This window comes from Coleofasciculus sp. G3-WIS-01, assembly GCF_040223135.1.
Lineage (GTDB): Bacteria > Cyanobacteriota > Cyanobacteriia > Cyanobacteriales > Coleofasciculaceae > Coleofasciculus.
The window spans coordinates 1-17083 of the sequence record NZ_JAVJZI010000095.1 but is presented as its reverse complement, the minus strand read 5'-3'; the positions used below and the strand labels follow the sequence as shown (position 1 = coordinate 17083).

The window sequence follows — 17083 nt, the reverse complement described above, 5'->3', positions numbered from 1 at the left end:
TTGATGGTTTCTGAACATGACTTAGCTTGCTTGTGGCGCAAGCGAGTAGGACGAATGACAAAAGACAAAGGATAAAGGACAAAAAAGTAGAGGGATTAGTTGAATGGTAAGCATTAGACCCGACGAAATTAGCAGCATTATTCGTCAGCAAATTGAACAATACGACCAAGAGGTCAAAGTCTCTAACGTTGGTACCGTCCTGCAAGTCGGTGACGGCATTGCCCGGGTCTATGGTTTAGACCAGTGCATGGCTGGGGAACTGGTCGAGTTTGAAGATGGTACAGTGGGCATTGCCCTGAATTTGGAAGAAGATAATGTGGGTATCGTGCTGATGGGCGAAGGGCTCGATATTCAGGAAGGGAGTTCTGTAACGGCTACCGGGAAAATCGCTCAAGTTCCCGTGGGTGATGCACTAATTGGTCGTGTCGTCGATGCGTTGGCACGACCAATTGATGGCAAGGGAGAGATTCAAACGGGAGAATCTCGTCTGATTGAATCCCCAGCACCGGGTATTATTGCACGGCGTTCTGTTTATGAACCCCTGCAAACTGGGATTACCGCGATTGACGCGATGATTCCCGTGGGACGAGGACAACGGGAGTTAATTATTGGCGATCGCCAAACCGGAAAAACCGCGATCGCGATCGATACAATTCTCAACCAGAAAGAAGAAGACGTGATCTGTGTCTACGTCGCTGTCGGTCAAAAGGCATCTACCGTGGTACAGGTTGTTGGTGCCCTGGAAGAGAGAGGGGCATTAGATTACACCGTTATCGTTGCCGCTAACGCCAGTGACCCCGCCACCCTGCAATATCTGGCACCCTATACCGGAGCGTCTATTGCCGAATACTTTATGTATAAGGGCAAAGCAACTCTGGTTATCTACGATGACCTGTCCAAGCAAGCTCAAGCCTATCGCCAGATGTCCCTGCTGCTGCGTCGCCCACCGGGTCGGGAAGCCTATCCTGGGGATGTATTCTATCTCCACTCCCGCTTGTTAGAACGGGCAGCCAAGCTGAATGATGAATTGGGTGGGGGTAGTATGACCGCGCTGCCAATTATTGAAACCCAAGCCGGTGACGTATCCGCCTATATTCCCACCAACGTGATTTCGATCACTGACGGTCAGATCTTCCTATCGGCTGACTTATTTAACTCCGGTCTACGCCCTGCGATTAACCCTGGGATTTCTGTATCACGGGTGGGTTCTGCCGCTCAAACCAAAGCCATTAAAAAAGTGGCAGGTAAACTCAAACTAGATTTGGCACAGTTTGATGACCTGCAAGCCTTCGCCCAGTTTGCCTCAGATTTAGACAAAGCCACCCAAGACCAATTGTCACGGGGGGTACGGTTACGGGAACTGCTCAAGCAAGCCCAATACTCTCCCTTAGCGGTGTACGAGCAAGTCGCCCTCGTCTATGCGGGTATCAATGGCTACTTAGATGACATTGAGGTGGAGAAAGTTACTGCGTTTACCAAGGGGCTGCGGGACTACTTAAAGACCAGCAAACCACAGTTTGGTGAGATTATCAAGGATAAGAAAGCCATCACCGAAGAGGCAGAAAACCTGCTTAAGGAAGCTTTGGCTGAGTACAAGCAGACATTCTTAGTCTCTGCGTAATGGGTTCATGGTTCATGGTTCATCGGTAAAAAGCCATGAACCATGGACAATCAATAATTAACGATGAACAGACTATGCCTAATTTAAAAGCGATTCGCGATCGCATAAAATCCGTCAAAAATACTCAGAAAATTACCGAAGCGATGCGTCTGGTGGCAGCGGCGAAGGTGCGTCGCGCCCAAGAACAGGTGACATCGACTCGTCCCTTTGCCGATCGCTTGGCGCAAGTCCTCTACGGTTTGCAGAACCGTCTCCGGTTTGAAGACGCCGACTTACCCTTGCTCAAACAACGGGACGTCAAGTCGGTTGGCTTACTCGTCGTGTCTGGCGATCGCGGTTTGTGTGGCGGTTACAATAATAACGTCATCCGCCGTGCCGAAAACCGCGCCAAGGAACTCCAAAAGGAAGGCATCGACTACAAATATGTCTTAATTGGGCGCAAAGCCATCCAGTATTTTGAGCGCCGGGATCAGCCAATTGACGCCAAATACACCGGCTTAGAACAAATTCCTACGGCACCTGAAGCCTCAATGATTGCCGATGAATTGCTCTCATTGTTCCTATCGGAAACCGTGGATCGGGTTGAACTGGTTTACACCAAATTTGTCTCCTTAATTAGTTCTCGCCCGGTAGTCCAAACCTTATTACCGTTAACCGCCCAAGGATTAGAGGCACAAGATGATGAAATCTTCCGCCTCACCACTCGCGGTGGTGACTTTGAAGTGCAACGGGAAAAAGTGACGACGCAAAACCGTCCCTTACCCCGTGACATGATCTTTGAACAAGATCCAGTACAAATTCTGGATGCCTTACTACCCCTGTATTTGAACAACCAGTTACTGCGGGCATTACAAGAGTCAGCCGCTAGCGAATTAGCCGCACGGATGACGGCGATGAACAACGCCAGTGATAATGCCACTGAATTGATTGGCACGCTCAGCCTGTCTTACAACAAAGCGCGACAAGCCTCCATTACTCAAGAAATCCTAGAAGTTGTTGGCGGCGCCAGCGCTCTTGGTGGTTAGCCGTAGGGGAGGTAGGGGCGCAACGCTTTGCGCCCGCGCCCTGCGCCTATAGTTTAATATTTATGTAGAGACGTAGCCTGCTACGTCTCTACCACTAACATCTCCCCTACCCAATAATTGCCAAAAGCTGATGAAAACATCAACAGAGCAAAATACCTCAACCTTATACCATAAAGATTATCACCTCTGGCTAGAGACAACCATACAACAACTCCGCTCCAGAGAATTTACCCATGTTGATTGGGAAAATTTATTGGATGAATTGGAAAGCATGGGAAAAAATAACAGAAGAGCGGTTAAAAGTCTCTTGACCCGACTTTGGGAACACTTGCTCAAGCTGCGTTACTGGGAATCAGAAAAAGAATACAATAAAAATAAGTGGAAATCCGAAATCACTACATTTCGGCAACAGATTCGAGATGAATTGTCAGATAGTCCCAGTTTAAAACCTTACTTAGTAGAAATTTTCCCTAACACGTATCAGGATGCCAAAAAAGTCATAGCGCGTTTAATGGATAAACCCATACAATTTTTCCCAGAAGCTCCTCCCGCATTGAGTGAAGATGTGTTAAAGGAAGATTGGTTTTTTGAAGACTTGTAGGGGCGCCATTGGTGTAAACTTGAGCGCCCGATTTTGTCACCCCCTTTATTCCTTGGCTGCTATTCCTCACACCCTACACCCCCGGCGAGCACCCATAAAGGGGGTAGTTAACCAGGATTTGGTATCAGTAGGGGCAGGTTTGACTATGATCATTGATCTTATGTTTCCTGACAACAGATGTGAATAAACCCGCCCTGCTCCCAAGAATTAACCCACCCCAAACAAGAATGTAGAGACGTAGCATGCTACGTCTCTACAGGGTGACGGATCTGAATTACCAGCCCTTTTCAGCTTGCTCTAACACATAAGCCGCAACCTTTTCAATTTGGTCAGCATTTAAGCGTCCGCCAAAGCGAGGCATCGCTCCTTTTCCGTTTGTTACCTGGTAGACAATTGCATCCATGGAGTCCATGCCATACTTCTCCAAGGCATCTTTTTTCAGGGTCTTCTGTGCCATAACAATGTTGTTGCCCCCTATATGGCAAGCATTACAGTTAGCACTAAAGATTTGGGCGCCATTTACCTTATCAGCAGCGAGAGCTGGACGGCTGAATGCCAAACCAAACACGGCGACGGCGAGTAAAATGATGGACAGAATTTTCTTCAATGTAGTTCTCCTCTTCTCAAAACAGACAGTAAGTATTATTGCTCAATTATCAATTGCAGCAATGTGGGACAGAATTGACCTAATCCATCAATCCGATGCTATAGGCATGATGCAATAGTGTCTGCCTTTCTACAAATTTTAACAGGACACGCGCCTAATCCAGAGTTTCGTTCCAATTCAAATAGCCGAGACGCCGGTAAGGATGTTCCAGACGGGCGATCTGGGCGATGGGGGAGCAATGTAGAGACGTAGCATGCTACGTCTCTTAGCTGGGGGAGCTGGGGGAGAAAAAATTAAATTAGAGCTTGAACGATGAATCAGCAATCCTAAAAAATGATTAAATTTTCAGGAAATATTAAGTTTGAAAACAATCTGTAAATTTTTCCTTACTATTTGATACAAATCTAAAATATACCCCATTTTTTTTACTATAAATATCCCAAAATGGTGAAGTAAATCACACATTGATGATTGGAAAACGAATAAAATATTCTATAAATCGCGGTGAATCCGTCAAGATGAATATATGTAGTTAAGTAAAGGCAAACCTAAGATGACATCCGAAAAAATTCATCAGCAAGAGAGTTCTTATAATTGTGAAATGAATGGACGGGTGAATGCAGAATTCAGAGACCCTATAGATACTCTAACGAACCTAGGGATTGGACAGAAAAATTTTGTGGCGAGAAAGTTGGAGTGGACGCTCAAAGAATTATCAGATTTGGAATTTGCGTTAGATCGAGCCGCAATCGTGGCGATTACCGATAAGCAAGGTGTGATTCGCTATGTCAATGATAAGTTTTGTGAAATATCGAGATATCGTCGAGAAGAGTTAATTGGCAAAACTCATCGTATTATTAAATCAGGTCATCATCCACCAGCATTTTTCAAAGAATTCTGGACTACGATTGCATCAGGTAAAGTCTGGAAAGGTGAAATCAAGAATAAAGCCAAGGATGGAACCTATTATTGGGTAGATACTACCGTCGTTCCCTTTTTGAATGACAACGGAGAAATCTATCAATATTTAGCAATTCGCTTCGATATTACTGAGCGTAAGCAGGTAGAGGAAGCCTTGAAACAATCGGAACAGAAGGCGCGACAACAGGCACAACAACTTGAGGAAGCGCTGGAGAAGCTTAAACAAACTCAAACTCAACTGATTCAAAGTGAAAAAATGTCCAGTGTGGGTCAACTATTGGCTGGAATTGCTCACGAAATTAATAATCCCGTCAATTTTATTTACGGCAATTTGGTTCATACTCGCGAGTATGTGGAAAGCATTTTGCATGTTTTGCGTCTTTACCAGAAACATTGTCCGGTGGAGATACCTGAAATTGAAGCTGTTATCGAGGAGGACGATATTGAGTTTATTGTTGAAGATTTACCGAAAATGGTGTCTTCTATGCAAATCGGAGCCAACCGCATCCGAGATCTTGTGCTGTCTTTGAGGAACTTCTCACGTCTAGATGAGCAGAAGATGCAGTTGGTTGATATTCATCAAGGGTTAGAAAGTACATTACTGATTTTGCACAATCGCCTCAAAGCCAAAGCTGAACGCCCGGAAATTCAGGTAATTAAAAAGTATGGATATCTGCCGCCTGTTATGTGCTATGGCAGTCAGCTTAATCAAGTGTTTATGAATCTGATTTCTAATGCAATTGACGCCTTAGAAAATCAGCCTGAACCGCGAAAGATTACGCTTTCTACAGCCGTAAAAAGGGGGGAATATTGGCAGAAGCAGGGGATAGGGTTAGGGTGCGATCGCGCTCCTCAGACGCAGTGGGCGGTGATTACCATTGCCGATAATGGACCGGGAATGCCAGAAGCGACTCAGAATCACTTATTCGATCCCTTTTTTACCACCAAACCCACGGGGAAGGGGACAGGGTTAGGGTTATCCATCGCTCATAATATCATCGTGGAAAAGCACCAGGGTCAAATCCGCTGTATTTCCCAGGAGGGAAAGGGAAGCCAGTTTATCGTGGCGATTCCGTTGGCGCAGGAAGGATGAGGGATGAAGGGAGATCCAAGTGCAGGGGGAGATGGGGCATTTGTAGGGGCGAAGCTTATGCGCCCAGATGTCTCGGTTTTATGCCAACACGCATAGCGCATAAGCTTCGCCCAATTCCCATGGGGAAGCAGGGGGAGATGGGGAAGAGGATTACCAATGAACCATGAACCATGAACAAATGACAAATCTGCCAAAATAGAAACAAAGGGTTTAAATGCACAGGCGATGGCGTGGATAATAGGGCAGAAACTACATAATGGTCAATACACCATTGAAAAGACGTTAGGTAAGGCAGGCTTTGGTATTACCTACCTAGCGACAGACGCACAAGGAAACAAACTGGTGATCAAAACGCTGAATGAGGATCGACTCAAACAGCTTACTCCTGTACGTCGGGAAAGTCTCAAATGTAAGTTTGTCGATGAGGCGCGGAGGCTAGAGGGATGTAAGCATCCTCATGTCGTCAAGGTATACAAGACGTTTGTGGAAGGACAGTGCTTCTGTCTGGCGATGGAGTACATTCGGGGAAGGAATCTAGGGAATCTGTCTCAACGAGTGTTACCGGAAAAGGAAGCGTTAAGTTATATTCAGCAGATGGGGGAGGCGCTAATCGCCGCCCATCAGCAGGGATTGCTGCATCGGAATGTAAAACCTGCCAATATTATGGTGCGGGCGAGTCAATATGAGGCGGTACTGATTGATTTTGACCTGGGCGGGAAATTTGAGTATCCTTTAATCTTAGGATGGCAAGATGAATCCTTTGCCCCGATTGAACTTAAGTCGAAGACGCGATCGCACGGAACCTGTACCGATGTCTATTCCCTCGCCGCAACGCTGTATGTCCTCTTAACTGGGAAGCTACCCGCCACCTCTAGCGATCGCCAAAAGGGTAAGGCAGATTTAATTCCCCCAAAACAAATTAATCCTCACATTTCTAAGCGCGTCAATAAAGCGATTCTGGCGGGAATGAAACTCGAACCCGAAGCACGTCCCAAGTCGGTGCTGGATTGGTTAAAATTGTTGGGGCTACAGAAAGGTGGTGTGATCTCTGGATTAGCTAAACCACCTCGTTGGGCGATGGTTGTCGGGATTTTAGGGGTAGTTGGTATAGCCGCTGGCGTGGTATCTGCCAGTATTGAAGGAATGGGATTTTGGGAAAAGTTTATTCCTGAATCATCTCCAGATGTTAACCCCTCCGTCTCATCTCCCTTATATTTAAAATCACCAGAAACCGAAGAATAACTCTGCGATCGCGCGATCGCTCCTATGACCCCCTCTCCTTCTGAGTGGCATCAGAAGAGAGTTTATCATTAGTAAATTTGTGATGAGGTAAAGTTATGTTTGTTAAAGGGATTAAAAGAGGAAAAACCATTGAGTTATTAGAGGATGTGGATTTTCCAGATAACCAAGAGGTTTTAGTAGAAATTAAAGAGGTTAAGGGTTTTTGGTCAGCTTTACAGGATTTTAGACAAAGGGTAGATTTAGAAAGTATTGATGATGATACGTTTGAAAATTTACGGGATAAGTCACCGGGACGAGAGGTGAATTTGTGAGCCTAAAATATTTATTAGATACAAATGTTCTCTCTGAGGCTAAACGACCCCGACCCAATCATAATGTAATGCAAAAGCTAAAGTTATATCAACGGGAAATAGCAACAGCTACTGTGGTTATCCATGAGTTAATATATGGGTGTTTTCGACTTCCTGTGTCTCAAAAACGACAAGATTTAGAAGATTATATAAATAATGTTATTTTAGCAAGACTACCTTTATTTGATTATGACTTAAAAGCGACACAATATCACGCACAGGAAAGACCGAGGTTATCTAAGGTAGGTAAAACCCCTGCTTTTGGTGATGGTCAAATAGCATCTATTGCGTTGACTAACGATTTGGTTTTAGTGACAAATAATGTTTCGGATTTTCAAGATTTTGATGGTCTGGAAGTAGAAAACTGGTTTGATTCTTGGTAAAAGGGATAATAGGACACGGCAATCATTACCCCTACCACAGCTGAGGGATAATTGATTCGGTAGGGGTACGATAGTATCGTACCCTGATCTAGCTTTAGTGCAATCCAATCTAAAACTCAAACAGATAGGAACAATTTATACCAAATCCGGGTTAGCTACCTCCGTTATAAACCAGTCCGCGCAGGCGGACTTTGTTTGTGTAGCAGCGATTTCAATCGCCTCCTCTTGCTTCAAGTTAAGGGAATTTCTAAGATAAACTCAGTTCCTTGACAAGGTTCAGAAAAACATTGAATATTACCTTTGTGTTTTTCCACGATAATCTGGTGGCTAATTGCTAACCCCAAACCTGTACCACTTCCTACAGGTTTAGTCGTAAAAAATGGGTCAAATATTTTTTCTTGTATTTCCTCACTCATGCCGATTCCATTATCAGAAATCCGAATCACAATAAACTCAAAGGAGAAACCAAGAGAATCTAAACAGTCATCATCTGCTTCTCCTTTACCCATTTCTTCCTTCCCGTCTACCTTCGTCTTACTTTGCCTGAGTTCAGTGCTAATTTTAATCGTGGGAACCAATCTTAATTCTAAATTGTGGAATTTGCTATCGGTTTGCAACGCATCAATCGCATTTTCAATCACCATCATAATGACTTGATTTAACTGATTGGCGTAACAGGTACCGGGAAGGTTCAAAAGACTCAATCCGCTAGGGTTCTGATTTATGGGTGGTGGGCATTGCCCACCCTACTGGATCACCGATTTGATGGGCGCACGCCATGCGCCCCTACATTGGGATTGGTTGGGTTGAGCGAAGTCGAAACCCAACGGAATTTAGGGCTGAAGTTCCCTCACTACAAGCCGATTAAGGTTAATAGCTTCTCCAACTCGAACCGATTCGTCAACTCAGCCAAGGCGTTGGCAAGTGACTGGTGAGGGGTGCGAATTTGCTCAATCAAACTCAGCATCAAATCAATATCACCCAACATTGTCGCTTGATGAAACGCTTGTAACCATTCGGCGGGTAAGACAGCTAGAGAGTCTGGGGTTAAGGAATAGGCTGGGGTTGGGCTGGGTGGGGTTGATGCTGTTGTCTGTTCATAAATATAGTTCACACCCAGATGATGGTGAATCGCGTCAAAAATCTCTCTATCGCGGAAGGGTTTGCGGATAAATCCATCACACCCCATGGAGAGAATAACTGCTTTCTCGGAGTCGAGGGTGCTAGCGGTGACGGCAATAATCACCGTGGCTTGCCCTTGAGTTGTGGCTTTGATCCGTTGTGTGGCTTCATAGCCATCCATAATCGGCATCCGCATATCCATAAAGATTAGATGCGGTTGCCAATTCTGCCAAATCGCGATCGCGTCTTTGCCATTTGTCGCTTCTTTCAGGAGAAATCCCAGGGGATTGAGGAGTTGTATCAGCAGTTGGCGGTTATCCACGCGATCGTCAACAATTAGAATTCGATCACAGGGTTGGTTAGGTTCTAAAGCAATAATACGCTGTTGAGGGTGTTGGCTGGGAACTTGGCTGGCGTCTGCTAATTTAACCCTAATCTCAAACCTAAAAACAGTACCCTGTTCCACTTGAGACGCCACCGTCATATCACCGCCCATGAGTCGGGCAAATTCACGGCTAATCGATAACCCTAATCCTGTTCCTTCCTGATGCTGTTTCCCGGTTTGGCTTTGAATAAACGCATCAAAAATAGTCTCTAATTCTGCCGCCGCCATTCCCGCGCCTGTATCTTCAATTTCAAACTGGAGGGTGATCTCATCAGGTTGATTAGCGGTAGGAGTTTCCCCGACATCGATACCTCGTGCGACTCTCACCGATATCCCGCCTTCCTGGGTAAATTTAAAGGCATTCGAGAGTAAATTAATCAACACCTGGCGCAGTTTTCCCGCATCGGTTTGTACATATTGAGGCACTTGATCGGAGTAATCAAACAGCAACTGTAATCCCTTGTCCCTTGCCTTAATTTGGAACAGGGTTTCTACATCGTGCAATAAGGCATACAGGTCAAAAACGGTCTGATTGAGGGTGATCCGCCCTGCTTCAATTTTGGATAAATCTAACACCTGATTAATCAGCGTGAGTAGATGTTCGCTACTGCGATAAATAATCTGAAGATTCTCTTGATAGTCAGCCGGAAACGTACTGCTGCGCTGCATCAATTGAGTAAACCCCATAATCGCGTTCAAGGGGGTTCGCAATTCGTGACTCATATTCGCCAGGAATGTACTTTTCGCCCGGTTCGCTGTTTCAGCCGCGTCTTTGGCTTCTGTTAACGCCAATTCGATTTGTTTGCGATCGGTAATATCTTCAGCAATCCCGACAAAGCGGTAAGTATTTTGATGAGGAACCGGAAATGAACGGGCGGTGATAATGCCCACACCTGTCGCGATCATGAGAGTAATAAGACCAAGGATAATTGTGGTGCGAGTATTGGCATTAATTTGTGCCATAAAGTCTGACTCTGGCACAACAGTGACAATCAACAAATCCAAGCCATAGTTATCTTGATAGGGCTTGCTCAATATCAGTTAGATCTAAATCTCCTTGTTCAACCGCTAATCGATTCAGGGTAACAAATTGACGCGATTGGTCAAAATAACTGTTGACGCGATCGCTAACTCGTTCGGCGGTTTCTTCAAGTAATTGGTTCGCCATCTTTTCAACGGCTTTTTGCCCACTGCGATAGGACAAATATCCCACTAATCCCACCGCCGTGACAATTTGTAAAACGAAGGGAACAATTAGAACAGTTTTCAGAGAAAATGGGCGAATTTTTTTGAGTACAGATCGCATAAGTCGTCGTTGTGTCGAGTATCTTATGGTGTATTACTTTTGTGTAAGACGCTACCCTAAATGGTAAATAGTAGTATTACACTGATCCGCTACACTGATGTGCATTAAAATGGCGTAATTCCCCGTACCTGATTTCCGATTGCCTCAAAGGACAAGTGACAAATGACAAATGACAAAATTCTCAGTTGGCAAGACATCCGCAAACACCTAAAGCACCCCTTGATTTTAGCAACTCCGGTAACCTTACACATCTTCCGCCATGCTCAAAGCACCGTCAATGCCGAAAAGCGAATTGCGGGTTCTCAAGACGTAGACTTAACGCCCCAAGGCGAAGCACAAGCCAAGGTATTAGGAACTCAACTTGATCCAGAGTACAATTTAGCCTTTGCCTCTGGATTAAAACGCGCCTATAAAACGTTAGATATTGCGATAACTAGCGGCAATATTAGTGTGGGCAGTATCCACAAAGATAAGCGACTGAATGAACGGAATTTAGGCGTATTAGAAGGATGCAAACTCCGATTTATTCCCGAATATGCGGCTGGCGATTTAAATTATGCCCCGGAAAATGGCGAAAGTTATGCCCAATTAGCCCAACGAATTTTCTCGTTTTTGATTGATCTGGCTCAAATGACACAAACGAGTGAGGTGAATAAGGTTCTGATTTGTAGTCACATCGGTTCAATCAGGATTCTGGTTGGCATCATCACGGAAAATACCAGTTCGGTGGATGTATTGGGTCAGAGATTTGGTAATACTGAGTTGATAAAATTGGATTGGCATCGTTTAATTGTCCCAGAATTTATAGAAAAAGGTGGAATTTTTCAATAAATGAATAGGTAGGGGCGGGTTTAGGAACAAAATTGGCGGTAAAACCAATAACATTCATACAAAACCCGCCCTGCCCCACCAATAAAATTCGATTAATCTGTAGGGGCGGGTTTAGGGACAAAATTGATGGGGAAACTAATAAATTTTATACAAAACCCGCCCGGCATCACCGAAAACATTCGATTAATGGATGTGATCGCGCCGGGGATTAGATGAGATTGCGTCATTTGGCGCCGGGGATAGGGCGGGTGCAAGTTGTTTTGTTTGAGGTGTTGTCGTATGATTTAATTCCTAAACCCGCCCCTACAGGATTGGGGTGATTGGCGTGCGATCGCGTGGAATATTAGGATAGATTTCGTTATCTGGTGGTGGGGATAGGGCGGGTGCAAGTTGTCTAGTTTGAGGTGTTGTCTCATGATTAAATTCCTAAACCCGCCCCTACAATTACCGTTAACCAGGATTGCAGCAACAACTATTTTAGGTGTTTTCTCTCAACCAATTTTGAAACTTCTGTGTCTCTTCTAAAGCTGGATTGATAGAGAACCAATTCCCGTTGCGATCGCGGTATTCATAGACGAACATGCTACGGAGTAGAGTGGTGTATTCCACGTCTCCTTTCACCGTCTGTTGTTGTACCACCTGAAATAACAATTCCCACTCCTCATCATCAATGGATGAGGTGAGATAATCCCGACTTTCGCGAATCACGCCTTCTAAACAATCCCGCGAGATCGGGGGGTCTATTTGTCGCAAACAGCCAAATAGGAGTCCCAATAAATTTCGCAGATGACCCCCGCTGATTTGACAGAGACGATCTAAGGTTTCAGCATTATCAAAGACTTCTGGAAGTAAGGCTAATCGTTGTGCTGGAGTATGATGAGGAAATGCTCTCACTAAGACCATTTGTCGCAGCAAATCCATCCCTTCCTTACATTCTGATCCATCCCGTTCGCGCACAGGAACCATGGGTAAAATAGTCGGCGGTAGTCCACCTCCTAATCGATTTTTCAGAATTTCGACATCATTAGAGAAGGTTAACGATAGCGGAATCGTATAAACAACGTGGCAATTCAGTTTCCGTAATTGGTCACCTCGGTCAATAAATAAGTATTCTGGTTGTAAGCGTTCCGAGGGAAGCGGACGATTATCCACCCGATCCAAATTATCGACAATCACTACCAGTCCCGCTTTTCCCCGTCGCCGCAGTTCAGTATTTGCCCGTCCTAAAAGTTCGGTGTTAATCGACTCTAAAATACCACTGGTACGGGGTTCTAAATATTCCCGTAAGCGGCGGCGGAGTTTGGGACTTTCTTTGGTTTTGGCGGTAATTTTACCAATGCCAATTGAGAGTTCTGCTTCGGCATTCAATTCAATCGGAGTTTGCAGAAAGTCGGCAATTTCACTAAAAAGATTGGCAAAATAACCGGGGTGAAGTTTAATTTTAATTGCTTCTAAACTCTCACTGACTCGACCAGCAACACTGAGGAGAATATCAGTAATATCGACATCCGCCATATCTAAGTCTTGGGATGACTCAAAGTAAACCACATAGTATCCCTGATCTTCTAACTCAGCTTTGAGTCGCAGTAATTCAGTAGATTTCCCACAGCCAATATGACCCGTAAAAAGTTGACAGGTGGGTTCATCTGGTGAAATTAGGGCAATTGTGCGTAGCAGTGACTGAATAATTCGGTTCCCTCTGACGGGGGAAAAATCAATATAATAGTTCTGATCTTCCACTTCCCCCACGGTTAAGGGTTTGCTTGGATTGCACGCTTTATAAAATCTCGGTAGATCTAGTCCCATAAGTCCTCATCATCCTTATTCTATTGTCGTTGAAAGACATAGCATCTCGCCACGCGATCGCACCTGTCTCATTATCCTCGTTATTCTCATCTTCGTTATCTTCGTCGTCACAATAGCCCGCCCACCGACAGGTTTTCGGTTTCTCTTTCCTAGCTGTAAGGAAAAATGAGGGAGACTCTCTTGTGGCGAATGTAACTTGAGATGTTCTCTGGCTAAGTCTGGAAAATACGAATGCTTGAGTCGCTGTGTTTCCAGGATAAGCTAAACTGTGAGCTGCCTCAAGGAGTAAAATAGGGAAGATCAGACTGACACTCAATCGTCGTTTATTCATTTTTTTCCTACAACTTGCTCGCGTCGGTGTGAAGATTGCGATCACTCTTCCATCGGTTTTCTATGCAATATTCTGGACGCCTTAGCCGAAATCAGGATATTATATTGGTTTGGTCAAGAGATTCCCCACCCGTTCAGTGTCACACCAGGGATTTTCCGGGAACTGGGAACAATCGGTTAAGAAATTTAACAAAACTCGCGATCGCGCATACAATCCAAGACCTATTGAGGTTGATAAATTTTAGGTATTTTGTGGCAACCAAGTCAAGGTTTGTTTCAAAAATGATTTTAGAGCCAGTAAATTATGGATAATGATTTAGTTCTTTTTTTGGTAGGTGTTAGCTGTCTTATCCTCTATTTGGTTTTCTCAGCGCTAACTGAAATGGGGACAAAGCTTCCCTGGAAAAAATAGGAATTGTACTAGATTATGTCACGCTGCGAACTAAAATAACTGTACTCTTAACCCGTCGCGCGATCGCTTCGGGAATATTCCCCTGAATCACCTGCTGTAACAGCCCTTCCCGACTTGCCCCTAAAACCACAACATCACAGAATTGGTCATTGGCTAAATGAACCACAGCATCAGATACCTCACTGGCGCGAATGGGAATCTGGCGAATCCGACCATTCATTTGCCCCTTTAAAAAGTTGCTGGCTTTTTCTAGGGCTGTTGTATCGGTTAGGGTATCTTCTGGATCAAAGACTTGGCATAATTGAATGTCTGGGGGCTTACCACTTAAGGGAACTAACGCCGGAATAAACTCCAAGGCGCGTTGAGAATTGGGACCCCCGGCGATGGTAATCAACCAACGCTCAAAGAAGGGAGGGATATAAGGCGGATGCATCATCTCACCGAATTTCACCACCATCACATCACAGGGCGCCTGTCGAATCACCCCATCCACCACCCCGCCAAAAATGCGCCCAGGGGTTGAGGTTGAGCCTTTCCACCCCATCAGAATCAGATTAATATGTCGTTCTTTAATGGTTTCTAGCATCGCTTGAGTAATATCCTGACTCACCCGTATTTGAGTGTGAACAGGTATATTCCAATCTCGTCCCCACTTTTCGGCTTGACGTAATAACCGACGAATTTTTGCTGTTTTTACTGGAGTTTCTGCTGGAGAATTGCTGCGGGAGACGATTATAACTTGTAAGCATTCCAATTCATAATCGCGATCGCGGGCAATGGCGGCGGCGAGTCTGACTAAAATCGGCGCAGTTTGGGGATTGGCGATGGGAACTAATAACCGTCCTCGTCCAGTTTCTGGGGCGCGGGTTTGATAAACCACATAAGAGGGTGTCAATTGTGAGCCGGGTTGAGTTGTCTTACGATCTAGCTGATCCAATTCCGCCCGAATAATATCGCTGCGGGTAATAATTCCTAATAACTTACGCCCTTCAGTTACTGGGAGACGACTGAGGTGGTAACGGTTGAGCAAATACAGCACATCCACTAAACTCGCCGTCGGCTTAACCGTGATCGGGTGTGGCGTCATAATATCCGTTAAGGGTGTGGTTCCGGGAAAAGCACAGCGGGGGGGATTACCTTGCATTTTTGTCGCGTTTGTGATATCTGATTGGCTAATAATCCCCACCAGTGTCCCCTCATCTACCACAGGAAACCCTTGGTGCGTCGAGCAAGACACCGTCTGTAAAGCGTCATCAAGGCTCATTTGCAGCGATAAGGTTTCCACCCGCCGTTGCATCAAATCCGCTGCGGTTAACCCAGTCAATGAACCCTTGTCTACTTTTTGAGTCGGTGAGATATACCCCCTCCATTCCAACAGACGCTGATAAAGCGAACCTTTGGAGAGTTGATCGGCAATCAGGTAAGACACCACACAGGTGATCATTAACGGTAAAACCAGATTGAAATCCGTCGTAATCTCGAATATGATCACGATCGCGGTTATGGGAACTTTGGATACCGCACTAAAAAATGCCCCCATCCCGACCAAAGCGTAAGTCGTCGGCGATCCAAAACCAAAAAAAGACAACTTAGCGAAGCCCACCAGATAACCCAAGGCAGAACCCAAAACCAGTGAGGGGTGAAATAAACCCCCAGGAGCGCCCGATCCGTAAGAAATGAGAGTGAGAAAAAAGTAGATTACCAAGGCGAGGCTAGTGAATTGCCAACTTTCTGCGCCTGTAATTAACAACTCTCGCAACCCACGATTATTGCGAAAATCCGGTGGTAACAGAGAAACCACACAACCACAGATTAATCCAGCTAGCCCCATTTTCACCGCCAAAGAGACATGAAAGCGGCGCTGTAACGTCAACGAAAACAGAATCCCGCGATTAAATAATGTTGCCAGTAATCCCGCTAAAAGACCCAGCAGCAAATAAAAAGGAATTTCCAGGGCGGAAAAACTATTGCTCGTCTGACTCAGTTCCAGGTTCAGTTCGAGACTACGACCCCCTAAAATCCGGGAAATCACCGCACCGATGAATGAGGCTAAAATCGCCGTTCCTAGAGTTAACCCAGAAAAATCATGGAGTAATTCCTCAACCACAAACAAAATACCCGCGATTGGGGTATTAAACCCCGCCGCTAAACCCGCCGCTGACCCCGCCGCAATGATCTGGCGTCGATGACTTGGGGATGTGGGGAACCAACGGCTAAACTGAGCCGCTAACGCTGCGCCAATATGCACAGTGGGTCCTTGGCGTCCTAGGGTTAGTCCTCCCGCGATCGCGAAAATACTACTGACGAGTTTAACCAGCGCTACACGCAAATCTAGAGCGATGGGATACCCTCCAAGTGCGGCTTTAATCTGAGGAATACCGCTCCCTGAAGCATCGGGTGCTAAGAACTCGACTAGGAATCCAGACAGCGCTCCCAATACCAGTCCGAAGGCGGGTAAAACTAAAAAGGGCGGAAATTGTTCAGAAAAATGAATGCGCCATGAACCCAACCAGCCAATGCTGTGTTGGAGTAACACGGCGGATAGCGCAGAAACCACCCCAATTAAACAGGCTTCTGCGATCGCCAAACGTCGCTTGGGTAGTAACCATTGACGTATGGGATTGATCATTGGTCATTTGTCATTTGTTAGGGAACGGGGAACAGGGAACGGGGAACAGGGAACAGGGAACAGGGAACAGGGAACAGGGAACAGGGAACAGGGAACAGGGAACAGGGAACAGGGAACAGGGAACAGGGAACACACAACAGGGATTTCTAAGTAAGCTGGTAAGAGGTAATGGCGCATAGTCTCTCTCCTCACCCCCGGCTCCCCCCGCTCCCCCTGCTCCCCCTGCCCCCAGACGCGCCATGGCGCGTCTCTACATGCTCCCCTACCGGGCAAAATCCGAATAGAGGTTTGCTCGGAAGCGGTGACTGAGAGTCCTTCTAAAATTAAGGATGGGGTATAACATGGACCATTCCAATCCGCATCTTCACCGAGGGCAATAATCTGCTTAAGGGCGGTATAGACGTTACCCGCGACCATAG

Annotated in this window: 16 protein-coding genes; 8 read left to right on the top strand and 8 right to left on the bottom strand. The window is 45.6% G+C overall.

What is annotated here, in order from left to right; genetic code table 11:
- Positions 1–103 precede the first annotated feature (103 nt).
- The 3 genes from atpA to RIM23_RS10225 all read left to right on the top strand — a co-directional run bounded on the left by atpA (position 104) and on the right by RIM23_RS10225 (position 3247).
- Entirely contained in the window at positions 104–1621 is a 1518-nt protein-coding gene (gene atpA, locus RIM23_RS10235) for a F0F1 ATP synthase subunit alpha (RefSeq protein ID WP_446366732.1), read from the top strand.
- Between the two features lie 74 nt (positions 1622–1695).
- Entirely contained in the window at positions 1696–2646 is a 951-nt protein-coding gene (locus tag RIM23_RS10230) for a F0F1 ATP synthase subunit gamma (protein ID WP_446366755.1), read from the top strand.
- A gap of 130 nt (positions 2647–2776) precedes the next feature.
- Positions 2777–3247 carry a DUF29 domain-containing protein gene (locus RIM23_RS10225; protein ID WP_446366730.1) on the top strand — a complete coding sequence of 157 codons (471 nt, stop codon included), beginning with the start codon at positions 2777–2779 and terminating at the stop codon, positions 3245–3247.
- A gap of 274 nt (positions 3248–3521) precedes the next feature.
- Here RIM23_RS10225 and petJ read toward each other — a convergent pair whose 3' ends face one another.
- Positions 3522–3854 carry a cytochrome c6 PetJ gene (gene petJ, locus RIM23_RS10220; protein ID WP_446366728.1) on the bottom strand — a complete coding sequence of 111 codons (333 nt, stop codon included), beginning with the start codon at positions 3852–3854 and terminating at the stop codon, positions 3522–3524.
- A gap of 553 nt (positions 3855–4407) precedes the next feature.
- On the opposite strand from petJ, the gene RIM23_RS10215 reads away from it, so the two are divergent.
- From RIM23_RS10215 to RIM23_RS10200, 4 genes are all read left to right on the top strand, one after another.
- The gene (locus RIM23_RS10215; RefSeq protein ID WP_446366726.1) at positions 4408–5868 is read left to right on the top strand and encodes a PAS domain-containing sensor histidine kinase; all 1461 of its coding nucleotides are present in this window, start codon (positions 4408–4410) and stop codon (positions 5866–5868) included.
- A 225-nt stretch (positions 5869–6093) separates the two neighbouring features.
- A complete protein-coding gene (locus RIM23_RS10210) occupies positions 6094–7110 on the top strand; it encodes a serine/threonine protein kinase (RefSeq protein ID WP_446366724.1) in 1017 nt (338 codons plus the stop codon).
- A gap of 95 nt (positions 7111–7205) precedes the next feature.
- Positions 7206–7421, top strand: a complete 216-nt coding sequence (locus RIM23_RS10205; RefSeq protein ID WP_446366722.1) for a hypothetical protein — start codon at positions 7206–7208, stop codon at positions 7419–7421.
- Positions 7418–7843, top strand: coding sequence for a PIN domain-containing protein (locus RIM23_RS10200; RefSeq protein ID WP_446366720.1), 426 nt, complete (start codon positions 7418–7420; stop codon positions 7841–7843). Before RIM23_RS10205 ends, RIM23_RS10200 begins: the two co-directional genes overlap by 4 nt.
- A 230-nt stretch (positions 7844–8073) precedes the next feature.
- Here the strand turns inward: RIM23_RS10200 and RIM23_RS10195 are convergent, their stop codons facing one another.
- From RIM23_RS10195 to RIM23_RS10185, 3 genes are all read right to left on the bottom strand, one after another.
- On the bottom strand, positions 8074–8538 hold the full coding sequence (locus RIM23_RS10195) for a sensor histidine kinase (RefSeq protein ID WP_446366718.1): 465 nt from the start codon (positions 8536–8538) through the stop codon (positions 8074–8076).
- A 158-nt stretch (positions 8539–8696) separates the two neighbouring features.
- A complete protein-coding gene (locus tag RIM23_RS10190) occupies positions 8697–10385 on the bottom strand; it encodes an ATP-binding protein (protein WP_446366716.1) in 1689 nt (562 codons plus the stop codon).
- A complete protein-coding gene (locus tag RIM23_RS10185; RefSeq protein ID WP_446366714.1) occupies positions 10363–10656 on the bottom strand; it encodes a hypothetical protein in 294 nt (97 codons plus the stop codon). The genes RIM23_RS10190 and RIM23_RS10185 overlap by 23 nt, the downstream gene beginning before the upstream one ends.
- Positions 10657–10818: 162 nt before the next feature.
- Here RIM23_RS10185 and RIM23_RS10180 point away from each other — a divergent pair, with 162 nt between their 5' ends.
- Positions 10819–11487 (top strand): histidine phosphatase family protein, encoded by a 669-nt coding sequence (locus RIM23_RS10180; RefSeq protein ID WP_446366712.1) that lies wholly within the window; start codon positions 10819–10821, stop codon positions 11485–11487.
- Positions 11488–11964: 477 nt separating this feature from the next.
- On the opposite strand, the gene RIM23_RS10175 is transcribed toward RIM23_RS10180, so the two are convergent.
- The 4 genes from RIM23_RS10175 to RIM23_RS10160 all read right to left on the bottom strand — a co-directional run.
- The gene (locus tag RIM23_RS10175; RefSeq protein ID WP_446366710.1) at positions 11965–13293 is read right to left on the bottom strand and encodes an ATP-binding protein; all 1329 of its coding nucleotides are present in this window, start codon (positions 13291–13293) and stop codon (positions 11965–11967) included.
- Complete coding sequence (locus tag RIM23_RS10170; protein WP_446366709.1) at positions 13265–13624, bottom strand: hypothetical protein; 360 nt, start codon at positions 13622–13624, stop codon at positions 13265–13267. Before RIM23_RS10170 ends, RIM23_RS10175 begins: the two co-directional genes overlap by 29 nt.
- A 424-nt stretch (positions 13625–14048) precedes the next feature.
- Positions 14049–16664 carry a chloride channel protein gene (locus RIM23_RS10165; RefSeq protein WP_446366707.1) on the bottom strand — a complete coding sequence of 872 codons (2616 nt, stop codon included), beginning with the start codon at positions 16662–16664 and terminating at the stop codon, positions 14049–14051.
- Between the two features lie 3 nt (positions 16665–16667).
- On the bottom strand, positions 16668–17083 hold a 416-nt coding region (locus RIM23_RS10160), incomplete at its 5' end, for a metallopeptidase TldD-related protein (protein WP_446366705.1).